Here is a 16,136-nt window from a genome sequence, read left to right as displayed (position 1 = left end):
AAAATTGTGAAATGGCGAGTTTTCAGGTGAACTTGCGGGCCGGATGGCGGCTAAGCATTGAGTAGTGCTGCCGCCATCCGGCCCGCAAGTTCATTTTTAGCCGTTTGCCCCATGAATACGTTTGGTACCCTGTTTCGCATCACCACCTTCGGAGAATCGCACGGGCCCGGCATTGGGGTAATTATTGATGGCTGCCCGGCGGGCCTGCCGGTGAGTGCCGAGCAGATTCAGGTGGCGCTGGACCGCCGCCGCCCCGGCCAGAGCGACCTGACCACGCCCCGCTCCGAAGCCGACCAGGTAGAAATTCAGTCGGGGATTTTCCGGGGCGAAACCACGGGTACGCCCATCAGCCTCTTCATCCGCAACCAGGACCAGCACAGCCACGACTACTCCCACATTGAGCACGCCTACCGGCCCTCCCACGCCGACTATACCTACGACCAGAAGTACGGCCGCCGCGACTTCCGGGGCGGGGGGCGCAGCTCGGCCCGCGAAACGGCCGCCCGCGTAGCCGCCGGGGCCGTGGCCGCGCAGCTGCTGCTGCGGGAAGGCATTGTGGTGAGCAGCTACGTGTCGCAGGTGGGAGCCATGCAGGTGCCGGTGGGATATGAGCAGCTGGACCTGGGCCTAACCGACTCAAACCCCGTCCGCTGTCCGCACCCCGAAACGGCGGAGCGTATGGCCAACCTTATTCGGCAGGTGCGGGACCGGCACGATACGGTGGGGGGGCTGGTAACGGGGGTGGTACGCGGGGTACCCGCGGGGCTGGGTGAGCCCGTTTTCGATAAGCTGCACGCCGAGCTGGGCCGGGCTATGCTGGGCATCAACGCGGTGAAGGGCTTTGAGTACGGTTCCGGCTTCGCCGGTGTACTGCTGTTCGGCTCCGAGCACAACGACGGATTCTATACCGATGAGGCCGGGCAGGTGCGCACCCGCACCAACCACTCGGGGGGTATTCAGGGCGGCATCAGCAACGGACAGGACATTTACTTTCGGGTGGCGTTCAAACCCGTAGCCACTATTCTGCAGCCCCAGGCTACCATCAACGACCAGGGCGAGGCCATCAGCCTGGTCGGCCGGGGCCGCCACGACCCTTGCGTGCTGCCCCGGGCCGTGCCCATCGTGGATGCCATGACCAACCTGGTGCTGGCCGATATGCTGCTGCGCGCCCGCGCCAATCGGGTATAAGGCTTGCGCTTCCGGCGCGGAGTGATAAACCAGCGGGCGGTTTAAATTCAGGGCCTCGGCATTACCCAGGTATAATGGCCCAGGCCGCGTTGCACGGTGAGCAGGTTAAGCGTGGGGCTAACCAGCGGCCGGGGTGGGAGTCCATTCATGCTCACCCACGATTCGCAGAATACAGCCGTGGGAACCAGGCCCCGTTGCCCATAATCCCGGGCCAGCAGGTGGGCAAATTGCAGCAACAAATCGGGGCTGTCGGTGAGTTTGCTGAGCTGGTTGCGGGTTAGGTAAGTGTCGGGCTGAACTACTTCCACTCGTCCATCGGGCAGTTGCACCCGGAAAACTGCCGTGCCCGACTTGGTACGCAGCATCAGGTGCCAGCTGAAGCGGTGGCCTTCCTCCGTCCAGTGCGTATCGGCGGGGTAGAGTACGTGGCGGAGGGGCAGCAGCAGTTGCACCACTGCAAACAGGGCTAACCCTGCTACCACGCCCCGCCAGTAACGTGGGTAACGTACCTGTTCAGCGGACAAATCCGGTTGCTCCGGCCGTGGTACCCGCTCCCGAAACCACCGGCCTACGAAGCCGGGCAAGTGGCGCGGAAAGGCGGGGGAGAAGAACAGACTCGTAAGCAGAATAGAAAACCAGGGGAATGTGCCCAGCCCGAACACCACCACGTTGGTGAGGTGAAACAGCACGGCCCCGGTAAAGGCCCACGCCCGGCTGCGCCGCCAGAGCAGCAGCGGCACCACCAGGGCATCAAACACAATACCCCCGTAGCTGAGTACCCAGGCCGTGGCCGGCGCGGCCAGCACCGAGCCTATTACCGGGTACGAAGCTTTAGCCCCCAGCCACACTGTTAGCGGCCGGGCGGCCAGCCAGTCGGGGTTGAGCTTGGCCAGCGCGGCAAAAAAGTACACCAGCCCCATCTGGAACAGCAGGAGCAGGCGCGTCCAGGCAGGAACCGTGCTGCGGGGCGCAACCCGGCCCGCCCGCACATCGGCGGAAGCCGCGTGGTGGGCGGGCAGCACGGCCAGTACGGCGGCTACCAGGGCGTAGAGGTAAAAGTGGTTGATGTACTCGGTTTCCTCCAGCAGCAGCAACGCCACGTAGCCCGCACTAAGCAGGGCTGCCATCAGCCGGTAGTACCAGCCCGCTGCCACGGCCAGGCCGGCCACCATAATCAGCGCATACACGGCGTAAATTCCTGCGGGTGGTGGGTGCGGCAGCCATTCCCAGCCCATATACCGGAAGTGAAACCGGGGCTCCGTATAGTTGTGCACCCGCCCCAGCACCACGGCCCCGCCGTGCTCCAGCGCCAGCAGCCACCCCGCCCCCACGCGGAAGGCTACCAGCCAGGCACTATCAACAGGACGAAATAGCGCGGTGGCAAGACGGTGCAGCATAGGCTTCCTTACGGAGCCGGGCCGCTGCCGGATTAGCCCCACAGCAGCCACCCGCTCACAATGCCCAGCACCGGCAACAGGTAGGGCAAGGCATAGCGGCCGATGTAGCCGAAGAAGCTGGGCATGGGTACGCCCTCTTTCTCTGCAATGGCCCGCACCAGAAAGTTGGGGCCGTTACCGATGTAGGTAAGCGCCCCGAACAGTACGGCCCCACTCGAAATGGCCCGCAGCAGCGGGAGCGTAGCGGCGGCTTCGGCAAACTGCTGCACCTCGGCGGGGTGGGCAAAGTTCAGCTCGTGCCCGGCCAGACTCAGCCCCAGAAAGGACGCGTACGTGGGCGCATTATCCAGAAACGCCGACAATACCCCCGTCAGCCAGTACAGCGAGGCTGGCGTGAGCTGGCTGGCCACGGCCGGGTCGGCGGCCAGGTGGGCGGCAGTCTGCAGTGCGGGCATCATCGTCAGGAAAATGCCGAAGAACAGAAAGGCGACTTCCAGAATCGGGGCGAAGTTGAAATGATTGGCCGCTACAGCTTTGTGGTGGGCCGTGCGGTAGCAGCCCCAGGCCGCGGCCAACTGAATGATTTCGCGCACGAAGGAAATTTTCAGCCCCACCACCGGCAGGTAAGGCAGCCAGGGCAGGCGGGCAGGGTCCAGAAACACGGCCCCCAGCACCAGCAGCAGCCAGCACCAGTGGTAGCGGCCACTGAAATCGAACAGGGGCAGCCCTTTGGCCGAGCGGGCCCGGCGCTGCTCGTTGCGGGAGAGCCGGACAGGGTAGGGGTTGCGCCGGTCTTTCAGCCAGAACAGCAGCAGCAGCAGCCCGTTGCTCAGCAGCCAGGGCACCAGCAGGTGCTTGGTAGTCCAGAAAAACGGTACCCCCCGTAGGTACCCGATGAACAGCGGCGGGTCGCCGAGGGGCGTGAGCAGCCCGCCCGCGTTGCTCACAATGAAGATGAAAAAGACGATGTGATAGGGCCGGATGCGCTGGTCGTTGAGGCGAATGAGGGGCCGGATGAGCATCAGGGAGGCCCCGGTGGTGCCCACTACGGAGGCCAGTACCGCCCCACCGGCCAGCAGCAGCACGTTGCGGCGCGGGGTGCCGGGCACGTTCAGGTTGAAATACAGCGTGCCGCCCACCACAAACAGGGCCGTAAGCAGCACCACAAAAGAAAAATACTCAGCCAGGGTTTCAGCAGGCGTGTGCCAGTCGTGGTAAGCCAGGCCGTAGTAAGCCAGCATCAGCAGCCCCAGGCCTACGGCAACATGCGCGTACCACTTCTCCCAGAAATGCGGAAACAGCAGCGGGCCGGTGGCAATCAGGCCCAGCAGGCCGAAAAATGGCAGTAGCAGCGGCCAGGCCGGAACCTGGGAAGAAAGGAGCAGAGCAAGAACCATAGGCAGAGCGCGAAGATAGGCCTTACGGTAAACTGCCGCCGCCCGCTGCAAGCGCGTGTGACCCTATTCCGTTACCTTTGCAACTATTACCGCCCCGGGCGGTTTATGCTTTCAGGCCGCGCCACTTTGGCGGGTCTTCTCTCCGCTTGTCTCCAAGTCTTTCAAACATGGCTGAACAACTCACTGCCCCCGCTGCGCCGGTTTCTATCTACGCCGAAGCCAGCCCCAACCCCGAATCCATGAAATTCGTGCTCAACACCCAGCTGCTGGCGGATGGGGTGAGCGTGGATTATCCCAACCTGGAAGCCGCCGCCAACTCGCCGCTGGCTCAGGAGCTGTTTAATTTCGATTACGTGGGCCGCGTGTTCATCGCCCAGAACTTCGTCACCATCACCAAAACCACCGAGCACCAGTGGGCTCAGCTGATTCCGGAGTTGCGCACCTTCCTGAAATCCTACGTGGAGGCCGGCGGCCCCATCTTCACCGTGGACCCCGCCGCCGAGCAGCGTGCTGCCCAGCAGGCCGCCGCTACCGGCGACGCCTCGGAGGCCGACCAGCAAACCAGCCAGAAAATCATCGACCTGCTCGATAACTACGTACGCCCCGCCGTGGAGCAGGATGGTGGTAACATCACCTTCAAAAGCTACCACGAAGGCATCGTAACGGTAAACCTGCAGGGCTCCTGCTCCGGCTGCCCCTCGGCCACCGTTACCCTGAAATCCGGCATCGAGAACCTGCTCAAGCGCATGGTACCCGAGGTGAAGGAAGTAGTAGCCGAAGGCGTAACCGCCAGCTTCTAAACGTAGAAAGCTCTCCCAACGCACAAACAAAAGCGCCCGACCAGTACTGGTCGGGCGCTTTTGTTTGTGCGTTGGGAGAAGTATGAATGATGAGTTACGAGAGCTGAGTTGGCAATCATCACAACTCAGCACTCATAACTCATCATTCAATACTCTACGCTTGCGCGGCGGTGTTCAGCTTGGGCGCACCGGCTTCGGAGGTGTTCAGACGCTCTTTTTCCTTGCGGCCGTAGGTATCCAGAATCAGCGGGGCGGCAATGTACAGCGAGGAGTACGTACCGAAGATGATACCGATAATCATGGCGAAGGAGAACGAGCGGAGCGTTTCACCCCCGAACACGTAGAGCACCACCATCACCAGGAATACCGTGGTAAACGTAATCATGGTGCGGGAGAACGTGCTGTTCAGGGCCGGGTTTACTACCTGGGCAAACGTGAGGTGCTTGTTTTCGCGCAGGTATTCCCTGATCCGGTCGTAGATAACGATGGTATCGTTCATGGAGAAGCCGATGGTCGTCAGCACGGCCGCTACGAACACCTGGTCCATTTCGTAGTTCAGGCCAAAGGCCCGGGCAATGGGGAAGCAGGCAATAACCAGCAGCGCATCGTGGAACAAAGCCACCACGGCGGCCATCGAGTACTGCCACTTCTCGAAGCGGAACAGTACGTACACAAAGATGGCCAGCAGGGTGAGGCCCAGGCTCAGCACCGAGGTCCGCTTGATATCGTCGGCAATGGTGGCGCCCACTTTCGAGGAGCTTACTTTGGTAGGATTCAGGGCGCTGTACTTGGTGTTCAGGCCCTTGAACATGGCCGTTTCCACTTGCTTGTCTGCGTCGGCGCTTTCGTCGGCGGCCAGGTAACCGGTGGTGATGCGCAGGCGGCTTTCCGAGCCGAAGGTTTTCACCTCCGTGCCGGCTCCGCCGAAGTAGTCCTGCGTCAGCAGGTCGCGCACGTCCGAAGCCACTACCGGCTTGCTGAAGTTCACAATGTACTCGCGGCCCCCGCGGAAGTCAACGCCCAGGTTTGGGCCACCCTGCAGGTACATCAGCACGAAGCCGATGACGATGACGATGCTGGAGAATGTATAGGCAATCTTGCGCTTGCCCACAATATCCAGGTTGATGTTCTTGAACAGGTTGCGGGAGAACGGGGTGCTGAAGCTCAGGGCCTTGCCGTTGTTCTTCACCATGCGCTCAATGATGAGGCGCGACACGTACACGGCCGACAGGAAGGAGGTGAACACGCCGATACCCAGGGTAATGGCGAAGTTCTGCACCGGACCCGTACCGAAGAAGCCCAGGATAACGGCAATAATCAGCTGCGTGACGTTGGAGTCGAAGATGGCCGTAGTAGCCCGCGAGTAGCCTTTGTTGATGGCGTCCGTGGGTTGCAGACCGTGGTCCAGCTCTTCCCGGATCCGTTCGAAAATCAGTACGTTGGCATCCACCGAGGCAGCAATTACCAGCAGCAGACCGGCAATGCCGGGCAGCGTCAGGGCAAACTGGAAGTTGGCCAGCACACCCATAATCAGGAACAGGTTGAATAGCAGCACGGCATCGGCTACCATACCGGCTCGGCCGTAGTACACGGCCATGAACAGCATGATGATGGCCAGACCGCCAATCACCGAGTACAGCCCCTGGTTGGTGGCTTCGCGACCCAGCGAGGGACCCACAATGGCTTCTTCCACGATGCGCGTGGGGGCGGGGAGCTTACCGGCCTTCAGGGTGCTGGCCAGCAACTGCGCTTCCTCAATCTGGAAGTTGCCCGAGATGCTGGAGTTGCCACCGGCAATTTCCGACTGCACGTTCGGGGCCGAGTACACATAGTCATCGAGCACAATGGCAATCTGGCGGCCGATGTTGGCGGCCGTCAGGCGCTGCCACTTGCGGGCTCCCACCGGGTTCATCTGCATCGTTACCTCCGCGCGGCCCGAGAGCTGGTCGAAGTCCCCGGTGGCGTCGCTGATAACCTCGCCGCCGATGGGGGCCTCCGAGGTGGCACTCTTCCGGATGGCGTACAGCTGCAGGTATTCCTGGCCTTCCACCACGTCGGGCTTGGCACCCCACAGGAAGGTAAGGTTAGAGGGGAGCACCGAGCGGGTGTCGGGGCTGCGCAGCATGGCGTTTACCCGGGCCGTGTCGCGGATGTTGGCCCCCAGCGTGCCGGGCATGGTGAACAGGCTGGCCAGTACGTTCTTTTGGGGAGCCGCCGAATCGGCTTTGGCCGTGGCAGCGGTGCCTTTCTTGGCCAGCTGGCTGGCCAGGGAGGTCGAGTCGCCGGTGGTCGTGGTGGTGGCAGCGGTATCAGTGCTAGCAGCGGCGGCTACGGCGGGCGTTGCGGCCTGCTCCTTGGCGCTCAGCACCTGGTTAAGCTGGTTCAGGTAGGGCGCAAACTCATCCTGCCGCCATACTTCCCAGAATTCCAGCTTGGCCTGGCCCTGCACCAGCTTCCGCACCCGGTCGGGGTTGTCCACGCCAGGCAGCTCAATCTGAATGCGGCCCGTGCCTTTCACCCGCTGAATGTTGGGCTGGCTGGTGCCGAATTTGTCGATGCGGTTGCGCAGAATATCAAATGAGCGGCCAATGGCCTCTTCAATCTGCTTGTTGATTTCGCTCAGCACCTTCTCATTGGAGGCGTTGATGTCGATGGCTCCCTTGTTAGTGGTGTTGGCAAAGATGCGGGCCAGCTTATCGTTTGGGGCAAGCTGCTGGAACGACTGCGCGAACAGGGTAGTGAACGGCGTGGAGGGGTTGGTTTTCCGCAGCTCCTGCGCCTGCGCCATGGCCTTGTTAAATATCGGGTCTTTGGAGTTGCCGCTCATGGCGCGCACAATCTCCACCGGCGACACCTCCACGGTCAGGTGCATACCGCCGTTCAGGTCCAGGCCCAGGCCCAGCTCCGATTGGCGCACATTCTTGTACGTGAGCGGGCCAAATACCGGAGCGCGCCACACTGAGTCGAGGTAACGCTGCCGAAGTTTCTCGTTGACCTGGCCGCCGCGCGTAGCGTAGCGCGCCGCATCCCGCTGCACGCCTCTTGAAACGAGGGTCAGCGAGAGGAAATACAAGCACAACGCCGACACGAGTACGGTCAGCGTAATGATGAGTCCTTTATTACGCATGAAAAAGTAGGGTTGGATAATCCAGAAGGAAGGGAAGAAGGGCTGATTGCAGGGGGAGCCCCTTGCCTGTACTACCAGCCGCACATGGGCTTCTGCTCCATCAGCCGGGGCAGAAAGCTTCTAATCAGGCAACGGGCGGCCCGCCGGTTAGGGGGCCTGCGGCGAAAGTGCCGCCAGCAAAAGCCGCGTCCGAAAAAAATCGGGCACGGCGCTGGGGCGGGCCCGGGGCCCGGCAGAGCAGGCCGGCAGCCGCTGCGCCACGGGCAGTAGCACCGGTAGTGGCAGCCAGGCATCGGCGGCCGGGGCCACGTACAAGCCCAGCGGCGACGTGGCTTCGAGGGTTACCCGCTGCTTGACTACCGCCGTGCGGGGTGCCACGTTCAGCCGGGTAGGGTGGCCAGCCGGCAGCACCCGCAGCGTCGCCACGGCCTGGTGGTTCAGCCCCAGCACCATCAGCAAGGTAGCTGTGATGAGGGCGAAACGCAGACGGGGTAACAGGGCGGTAAAGAAACGCAATGCAGTGGGGGAAGAGCTACAAATATAGGTTTTTGGCCCCGGCACTGCAAAAGCGGAAATTTGGGGAGGTGCTTCAGCCCAAAAAAAGAGCCTCCGCCGAAGGGGCGGAGGCTCTTTCCGGCTGGCTACCAGCCCGCAAAGAACTACTTGGCAGCCTGAGCGGCCGTTACTTTGCTGCGCAGGAACGACACCAGCACATCCAGGCCTTTATCAAAGTGCCGGTTATTCGGGATGATGATGTCCGCGTCGTGCTTGAAGGGCTTGATGTACTTCTCGTACGTGGGCGCCACGTGGTTGGTGTAGCGGTAGAGCACGTCCTCTAGGTCGTAGCCCCGCTCGTCCCGGTCGCGCACAATGCGGCGCTGCAGCTTCACGTGCTCCCGGGCATCGATGTACACTTTCAGATCCAGCAGCTTGGCCACTTCTTCAAAGTAGAACACGAAGATGCCCTCCACTACTACAATGGGCGCGGGCCGGAAAACCAGCTCCGCAGGCACCACGTTGGGGTTGTTGAAGGTGTACTCCTGGCGGCGTACCTCCAGGCCCTGGCTGATGCGCAGCACGTCGGCCGCGTAAGCCGCCGAGTCGATGCTGCCGGGCAGGTCGAAGTTGGTGACGCCCTGGGCATCCACCGTCTGGCTTTCCCGGGGGTGGTAATAGTTGTCCTGCGAAATCAGACAGATTTCTTCTTCGGGAAACGAAGCCAGCAGCCGGCGCAAAAAGGTGGTTTTGCCGGAGGCGCTGCCGCCCGTGATACCGACGATGAAGGGGTGTTGCATGGTGGGGGAAATAGGCCCGTACCGGCAGGGCCAACCCTGCAAAAGTAAGAAATCTAGCTGAGGCGCACGGTGAGGTAGTGAAATTGTCGGCTGGTAAAACCCGAAGGGCCTGTTCAGCTTCCCGCATCCGGCCACCTGTGGTACAAGCTCAGCGGGCCTGCACCGAGTCAAGAAAGTCCACCAAGCCGGCTACGGCCCGGCTCCGGTGACTGATGGCGTTCTTCTCGGCCAGCGTCATCTGGGCAAATGTGCGGCCATTGCCCTCCGCGGGCTGGAATACGGGGTCGTAACCAAAGCCATCGGCTCCCTGGCAAGTTTCGGTTATCTGCCCGGCTACGGCTCCGGCAAACGTGTGCACGGCGGTGCTGCTGAGTACCAGCGCCACCACCGTCCGAAACTGCGCCGAGCGGTCAGTAGCGCCCCGTAACTCCTGCAGCAGCTTCTGCACGTTGTCCTCGGCGCGGCGCTGGGGGCCGGCGTACCGGGCCGAGTACACGCCGGGGGCACCACCCAACGCCGCTACTTCCAGGCCGGTATCATCGGCGAAACAGGCCACGCCATACTGGTCCCACACGTATCGGGCTTTCTGCAGGGCATTGCCTTCCAGCGTATCCTGGGTTTCGGGTAGTTCTTCCTCGCAGCCGATGTCAGCCAGGCTGAGCAGTTCTACAGTGGCAGGCAGCAGCGGCCGGATTTCATCCAGCTTATGGGCGTTATTAGAGGCGAAGCAGAGGCGCATAGGCGTTGAACAGTAGGTTGGATGCAAAAGTAGGGCAATAAAAAAACCGGCAGAAGCCGGTTTGCGGAGGAAGCGTAGGGCACGTCGCCAAGCCGAGCTTACCGGAACATCAGCTTCACCGTATCCCAGGAGCGGGAAACAATATCAACTTCCGGCTGCACCAGTGAGGTCTGGTAAGTGTGGGTGCTGCCCTGGGTGCACACAGCCAGCCGGTACGTAACCGGCCCACGCCCGGTAACTGCGAGCAGCACGTTCTCATCAGTGTAGCGGTAGTGAGGCTGGGCAGTGGAAGTAAGCAGGACGATGCGGTCAAAATCGTCGGCCGGATGGTCCTGCCGATATACTTCGTAGCTGTTCACGCCCGGCTCCCGGGCAGCCGGCCACTCTAGGTACACGCTGGTCCCCTGCTGCCGGGCCTGAAAAACCGCTGCGGCCGAGCCAGCGGCCAGCAGGGCAGTGAGCAGGCAGACGGTCAGGAACGTAGAAATACGGAGCATAGGGCAGATAGTAATAGCAACGGAAAAGTGGGGTAAGTATACAGGTATCCGCTCGAAAATCGGGTATTGCCCGTGTTAAGGATCGGTTACGCGGTACAAAAGCCTGGGAAGTCTTTTGAAATCCAAGCGTAACGTGTACTTTTGCAGTCCCTTCCGCAAAATCGGCAGGCAACAAGGTAAAACGGCCCTACGACCATGAAAAAAGACATTCACCCCGAGTACCGCGAAGTGGTATTCCAGGACACTTCCAGCGGCTTCAAGTTTCTGACCCGCTCCACGATGAACTCCAACGAGACCATCACGATGGAAGACGGCAAAACGTACCCCGTAATCAAGGTGGAAGTTAGCTCGGAGTCGCACCCCTTCTATACCGGCAAAAACGTTCTGCTCGACACGGCTGGCCGCGTAGAGAAGTTCATGAACCGCTACAAGAAAAAATAGCTTTTCGTAAGCTGTTAGCTACTAGCTGTTGGCTGATAGCTTTCTTCAAGAAACTCCCTTTGGCTCGCCGAAGGGAGTTTTTTATTTGCCATTTTTGCCCAATCATTCTTCCGTGGCCAAATTCAATGGCCAGAGCTATCAGCTAACCGCCAATAGCTAACCGCTACATCTGCCATGCACGTTCTGCTTTTTGATGACCCCGCCATTCGGCCTCACCTGCTGCCGTTTACCTTCACCCGGCCGGTAGCCGCGCTGCGCTGTGGTATTCTTACCCTGGCCGAGAAATGGCAGCACCGCCTGGGCGTAGCACAGGTAGGCTACCTCACCGAAAGCTACCTGCAGGCGAAATATCCGGCCGGCGACACCCAGGGACCCGCCCTCATCATCAACGGCGCCATCTGTCCCGATGAGTTACTGGTGCAGCAGGTGCAGGCCCTGGTCCCCGGTGAGGCGCTGTTTGATGAGGAAATGCTGGTAGCGGCCCACCTGGCCGATGCCACTCAGGTAGCCGAGCTGATTCAGGAAGGCTTCCAGAAAACCCGCGACGTGCTGGAGCCCGTTACGGCCATTCAGGCCGTGTGGCACCTGTTCCTGCGCAACGGGGCCGAGATTCGCCGGGATTTTGACCTGCTCACCAAAGGGCGGCAGTCGGAGCCCATCGGCGACGCGCACACCATCGTGTATGCCCCCGAGAACATCTTCATCGAGCCGGGCGTGAAAATCCGGGCGGCCATCCTCAACGCCGAAAATGGCCCCATTTACCTGGGCCGCAACTCCCAGGTGCACGAAGGGGCCATCATCAGCGGGCCGCTGGCCTTGTGCGAGGGTAGCCATATCAACGCCGGGGCCAAAATGCGCGGCGACAACACCGTGGGCCCCTACTCCAAAGTGGGCGGCGAAGTGGGCAACAGCATTCTGCTGGGCTACAGCAACAAGGGTCACGACGGCTACCTGGGCAACTCCGTCATTGGAGAGTGGTGCAACCTGGGAGCCGATACCAACACCAGCAACCTCAAGAACAACTACGCCCCGGTTAAAATCTGGAGTCACTCGGCCGGCCGCTTCGTGAACACCGGCCAGCAGTTCTGCGGCCTCATGATGGGCGACCATAGCAAGTGCGGCATCAATACCATGTTCAACACCGGCACGGTGGTGGGCGTGGGGGCCAACATCTTCGGGGCCGGCTTCCCGCGCACCTTCATCCCGAGCTTCAGTTGGGGCGGCGCGGCTGGCTTCGAAACCTTCAAGCTGCCCAAAGTGACCGAGGTAGCGGAGCGCGTGATGGCCCGCCGCCAGCTACAGTACGACGCCGTGGAGCAGGGCATCATGCAGCACGTGTACGAGCAAACGGCCAAGGACCGGGTGTGGGAGAAGGCCTAACTCATTTGCCGGTTATCAGTTGCCAGTTGTCAGCTCGTTCTTACGAAATACAACTGGCAACTGATAACCGGTAACTGGTAACTGAAGCAATATGCGTTTCTCCGAAATTCCCGGCCAGCAGCAGGTAAAGCAGGTACTCTTGGGCAGCGTGCGGCGCAACCACGTGGCCCACGCCCAGTTATTCCGGGGGGCGGAGGGCTCGGCTACGCTGGCCCTGGCGTTGGCGTACGCGGCGTTTCTGAACTGTGAGGCGCGCACCCCGGAGGCGGACGATTCCTGCGGGCAGTGTGCCAGCTGTCAGAAAATCGACAAGCTCATCCACCCCGACCTCAACTTTATTCTGCCGGTTACCACCACCAAAGCGGTAACCAAGGATGCCGTGAGCAGCAAGTTTGCGGCCGAGTGGCGGGAGTTTGTGCTTCAGAACCCCTACCAGGGCCTCAACGACTGGATGCAGCACATCGGGGCCGAAAATAAGCAGGGCAACATTTCCAAGGAGGAAAGCGTGAACCTGCTGCGGCTGGTGAGCCTGAAAGCCTTCGAGGCGCGGTTTAAGCTGGTGATTATCTGGCTGCCGGAGCTTATGCACCCTTCGGCCGCTAATGCTGTGCTGAAGCTACTGGAAGAGCCGCCACCCGCCACCATTTTCCTGCTGGTGAGCAACGCCCCCGAGCAGTTGCTGCCCACCATCATCAGCCGGGTGCAGCCGGTAGTGGTGCGCGCCGTGCCGGAGCCGGAGCTGACCAACTGGCTGCGCGACGTGCAGCACGTGCCTGAGGTGAAGGCCCGGCAGCTGGCCCAGCTCACGGAAGGCAATATTGGCGCGGCGCTGGCGGCGCAGGCTTCCGGCCAGGAAGAGCACGACTATTTTGCCCTGTTTGTAAGCTGGATGCGCACCTGTTACGCCAACAAGGTGGCCGACATGCTGGAGAAATGCGACGAGTTTCAGAAGCTGGGCCGCGAAAATCAGAAGGAGTTTCTGCAGTACGCCCTCACGCTCATGCGCAAGGTGCTGCTGTTCGGGCTGGATGCCCAGCTGGTGCCCCACCTGCCCCAGCAGGAGCAGGGTTTCGTGAAAGGCTTTAGCCCGTTTGTAACGCCCCGCAACGCTTCCCAGCTGGCCGAGGAACTGAACGAGGCCCACTACCACGTGGAGCGCAACGCTAACCCGCGCATGGTATTTCTGGATGTTTCCCTGCGCGTGGCCGAGCTGCTGCGGCTGTGAAAAATACCGTGTTGAACAACGAAAAAGCCTCTTAATGGGCTTAAATCAACAGAAATACAATTTGCTAAATACGTATAGCTGCTGCTAAACACCGTATAGCCGGCGGGCTTGGCGGGGGCGCGTATCTTTGTAATGGCGAAGCCCCGGAGCTGTTGCAGCTCCCAAGTATCATAGTTTCTGAATTCGTTTCCAAGTTGAAGACTTCCATTCGCATTGGTACCCGCGGCAGCAAGCTGGCGCTGTGGCAGGCTCACCACGTAGCCGACCTCCTCATGGCCGCCGGCCTCACGCCCGAAATCGTCATCATTACTACCAAGGGCGACGTGGTGCTGGACCGCTCCCTGGATAAGATTGGGGCCAAGGGCGTATTCACCGAGGAGCTGGAAGAGAGCCTGCGCACCGGCCACATTGATATTGCCGTACACAGCGCCAAGGACGTGCAAAGCACTATTCCTGCCGACCTGGAGTTGCTGGCCTTTATGGAGCGGGAGCGGGTAAACGATGTGGTAGTGAGCTTTGATGCCAACTTGGACCTGCAGCGCCCCGACCTGGTACTGGGCACCAGCAGCACCCGTCGCAAGGCTATGCTGAAGCGGTTTTTGCCCCACGCCACCGCCGCCGAAGCCCGCGGCAACCTACAAACCCGCCTGCGCAAGCTCGAAGAAGGCCAATACCACGCCCTGGTGCTGGCCTACGCCGGCGTGCACCGCATGGAGTACGACGGCCTCATCCGCCACGTGCTGCCCGAAACCCAGTTTATCCCGGCCACCGGCCAGGGTAGCGTAGCCATTGAGTGCGCCCGCAACCTGGAGCCCGCCCTCAAAGCCGAATTGCACCGCATCCTCGACCACGCCGCCACCCACGTGTGCCTGGCCGCCGAGCGGGCGTTTCTGCGCACCATGGAAGGCGGCTGCAGCATCCCCAGCTTCGCCTTGGCCACCCTCAGCCCCGACGGTGCCACTCTGCAGCTTCACGCCGGTCTCATCAGCCTCGATGGCCAGCAGTTCATCGAAGAAACCCGCACCGCTACCCCCGCCGAGGCCGAAGCAACCGGTATTCAGCTGGCCGAAAGCATCCTCGCCCGTGGCGGCCAGCAAATCCTCGACGATATCCGGCGGGAACGGGAATAGAAAAAACGTCATCCTGAACAACGCGAAGGACCTTATCACGCGTGAACAAGTCGTTCGGGCGTGGTAAGGTCCTTCGCCTTGCTCAGGATGACGTTTTTTCTATTCTGTTTTTCCTCGTCCAAACAGCGCGTACAGAAGCAGCGCAAAAACGGCCCCGCTGGTATCGGCCAGCATGTCTTTCTGGGCGTCCCAGATGTCGCCCTGGCTGCCCAGGAAGGCGGCCCCGGCGTCGCCGCCGGCCAGCTCGGCGTACACCCATTCAATCAGCTCGTAGCTCATGGCTACGGTGCCAATCACGCACAGCGGCAGCAAATAGCTCAGGAAACGGCTGCAAATAAGGTCGCGCTGGTCGGTGTACTCGATAAGGGCGTAGGCATAGAAGCCCACCGAGAAGTGCGCTACCCGGTCGTACATGTTGCGCTTGAAGCCAAACAGGTTGTTGAACCAGTCGAACGGTACTTTCTCAAAGGTGTAATGCCCGCCCACGGTGTGCATAAAAATCAGCACGCTCATCAGGGCGTAGGCCAGGTTCGAAAACCGCACCCCGCGTACGTACAGCAATACCAGGGCCCCCACAATCAGCAGAATCGGAATATTTTCGGCCCACCACGTGCCCCGGTCGGTGGGGTTGATGCCCAGCGCCACAAACTCAATGAGGTAGGCGGCCAGGAGGACTTTCGGAAACCAATGTGAAGTAGTTGAAGAGGGGAGAGGTTGGGTCATGCGGAGCAATACGTATGGTTGAGGTTGCCCGGGCATACGTAACCGCCGCATTTTTGCTGACAAAAAATACAACTTCCGCCCTGTAGCCAGGCAAAACCGCGTACTTTCGGGGCTATTTCTTCACTCTGTACCTGCTGATCATGATGCGTAACCTGCTGCGTCGGGCCTTTTGGATAAGTGTAGTAGTGGGCGTAGCCGTATCGACGGCCCAGGCGGCCTACAAGCCCCGCAAAAGCCGCAAGGACGAAGTAATTACCATCAGCACGCCCCAGGGCGACATTCGGATGGTGTTATTTGATGAGACGCCTCTGCACAAGGCTAATTTTCTGAAGCTGGCCCAGAGCGGCTTCTACAACGGTACCACCTTCCACCGCATCATCCCGGGCTTTATGATTCAGGGCGGCGACCTGAACTCCAAAGACGATGACCCCAGCAACGACGGGGCCGGGCGGGATGATGAGCAGCGCATTCCGGCTGAAATTCGGCCGGAGCTTACCCATAAGCGCGGAGCCGTAGCCGCCGCCCGCACTGCCGATTTTGTGAATCCGCAGCGCATGAGCAGCGCCTCGCAGTTCTATATTGTGCAGAACCCCCAGGGCACGCCCCACCTCAACGGCCAGTACACAGTATTCGGGCAGGTCATCAGCGGGCAGGACGTGGTGGATAAAATCGTGCAGCAACCCACCGCCGAGCGTAACCGCCCCGTAACGAATATCAGTATGACAGTGAAGGTGGAGAAGCTCAAGAAAAAGAAGATTACGGAACTGTACGGCTACCAGTATTAACCTGCTTCCGAC

15 protein-coding genes are annotated in these 16,136 nt (G+C 60.8%); 7 read left to right on the top strand and 8 right to left on the bottom strand.

Features of this window, described 5'->3' with window-relative positions:
- The first annotated feature begins 111 nt into the window (after window positions 1–111).
- Entirely contained in the window at window positions 112–1,188 is a 1,077-nt protein-coding gene (gene aroC, locus ACN19L_RS08465; RefSeq protein WP_426493079.1) for a chorismate synthase, read from the top strand.
- Window positions 1,189–1,235: 47 nt separating this feature from the next.
- On the opposite strand, the gene ACN19L_RS08460 is transcribed toward aroC, so the two are convergent.
- On the bottom strand, window positions 1,236–2,585 hold the full coding sequence (locus tag ACN19L_RS08460) for an HTTM domain-containing protein (protein WP_426493078.1): 1,350 nt from the start codon (window positions 2,583–2,585) through the stop codon (window positions 1,236–1,238).
- Window positions 2,586–2,617: 32 nt separating this feature from the next.
- Complete coding sequence (locus ACN19L_RS08455; protein WP_426493077.1) at window positions 2,618–3,982, bottom strand: sodium:proton antiporter; 1,365 nt, start codon at window positions 3,980–3,982, stop codon at window positions 2,618–2,620.
- Window positions 3,983–4,149: 167 nt separating this feature from the next.
- Between ACN19L_RS08455 and ACN19L_RS08450 the strand changes: the two genes are divergently transcribed.
- Window positions 4,150–4,782, top strand: a complete 633-nt coding sequence (locus tag ACN19L_RS08450; RefSeq protein WP_244697269.1) for a NifU family protein — start codon at window positions 4,150–4,152, stop codon at window positions 4,780–4,782.
- A 154-nt stretch (window positions 4,783–4,936) separates the two neighbouring features.
- Here the strand turns inward: ACN19L_RS08450 and secDF are convergent, their stop codons facing one another.
- The 5 genes from secDF to ACN19L_RS08425 all read right to left on the bottom strand — a co-directional run bounded on the left by secDF (window position 4,937) and on the right by ACN19L_RS08425 (window position 10,440).
- A complete protein-coding gene (secDF, locus tag ACN19L_RS08445; RefSeq protein WP_426493076.1) occupies window positions 4,937–7,909 on the bottom strand; it encodes a protein translocase subunit SecDF in 2,973 nt (990 codons plus the stop codon).
- A gap of 147 nt (window positions 7,910–8,056) precedes the next feature.
- The gene (locus tag ACN19L_RS08440) at window positions 8,057–8,425 is read right to left on the bottom strand and encodes a hypothetical protein (protein ID WP_426493075.1); all 369 of its coding nucleotides are present in this window, start codon (window positions 8,423–8,425) and stop codon (window positions 8,057–8,059) included.
- A gap of 143 nt (window positions 8,426–8,568) precedes the next feature.
- On the bottom strand, window positions 8,569–9,204 hold the full coding sequence (locus ACN19L_RS08435) for a uridine kinase family protein (RefSeq protein WP_426493074.1): 636 nt from the start codon (window positions 9,202–9,204) through the stop codon (window positions 8,569–8,571).
- Window positions 9,205–9,352: 148 nt separating this feature from the next.
- The gene (rdgB, locus tag ACN19L_RS08430; protein ID WP_426493073.1) at window positions 9,353–9,943 is read right to left on the bottom strand and encodes an RdgB/HAM1 family non-canonical purine NTP pyrophosphatase; all 591 of its coding nucleotides are present in this window, start codon (window positions 9,941–9,943) and stop codon (window positions 9,353–9,355) included.
- Between the two features lie 98 nt (window positions 9,944–10,041).
- Window positions 10,042–10,440 (bottom strand): hypothetical protein, encoded by a 399-nt coding sequence (locus ACN19L_RS08425; RefSeq protein ID WP_426493072.1) that lies wholly within the window; start codon window positions 10,438–10,440, stop codon window positions 10,042–10,044.
- 195 nt (window positions 10,441–10,635) lie between these two features.
- On the opposite strand from ACN19L_RS08425, the gene ACN19L_RS08420 reads away from it, so the two are divergent.
- From ACN19L_RS08420 to hemC, 4 genes are all read left to right on the top strand, one after another.
- The gene (locus ACN19L_RS08420) at window positions 10,636–10,881 is read left to right on the top strand and encodes a type B 50S ribosomal protein L31 (protein ID WP_226270047.1); all 246 of its coding nucleotides are present in this window, start codon (window positions 10,636–10,638) and stop codon (window positions 10,879–10,881) included.
- A 174-nt stretch (window positions 10,882–11,055) separates the two neighbouring features.
- Window positions 11,056–12,261, top strand: a complete 1,206-nt coding sequence (locus ACN19L_RS08415) for a GlmU family protein (RefSeq protein WP_426493071.1) — start codon at window positions 11,056–11,058, stop codon at window positions 12,259–12,261.
- Window positions 12,262–12,352: 91 nt separating this feature from the next.
- Entirely contained in the window at window positions 12,353–13,486 is a 1,134-nt protein-coding gene (locus ACN19L_RS08410) for an ATP-binding protein (RefSeq protein WP_426493070.1), read from the top strand.
- Window positions 13,487–13,680: 194 nt separating this feature from the next.
- Window positions 13,681–14,616, top strand: a complete 936-nt coding sequence (hemC, locus tag ACN19L_RS08405) for a hydroxymethylbilane synthase (RefSeq protein ID WP_426493069.1) — start codon at window positions 13,681–13,683, stop codon at window positions 14,614–14,616.
- Between the two features lie 99 nt (window positions 14,617–14,715).
- On the opposite strand, the gene ACN19L_RS08400 is transcribed toward hemC, so the two are convergent.
- The gene (locus ACN19L_RS08400) at window positions 14,716–15,339 is read right to left on the bottom strand and encodes a DUF2238 domain-containing protein (RefSeq protein ID WP_426493068.1); all 624 of its coding nucleotides are present in this window, start codon (window positions 15,337–15,339) and stop codon (window positions 14,716–14,718) included.
- A 143-nt stretch (window positions 15,340–15,482) separates the two neighbouring features.
- Between ACN19L_RS08400 and ACN19L_RS08395 the strand changes: the two genes are divergently transcribed.
- On the top strand, window positions 15,483–16,124 hold the full coding sequence (locus ACN19L_RS08395; protein ID WP_426493570.1) for a peptidylprolyl isomerase: 642 nt from the start codon (window positions 15,483–15,485) through the stop codon (window positions 16,122–16,124).
- Window positions 16,125–16,136: the final 12 nt, after the last annotated feature.

This window comes from Hymenobacter sp. 102, assembly GCF_049949205.1.
Taxonomy (GTDB): Bacteria; Bacteroidota; Bacteroidia; order Cytophagales; family Hymenobacteraceae; genus Hymenobacter.
Note: the sequence above shows the minus strand (reverse complement) of the source record. Positions and strands in the feature narration are given on the sequence as shown.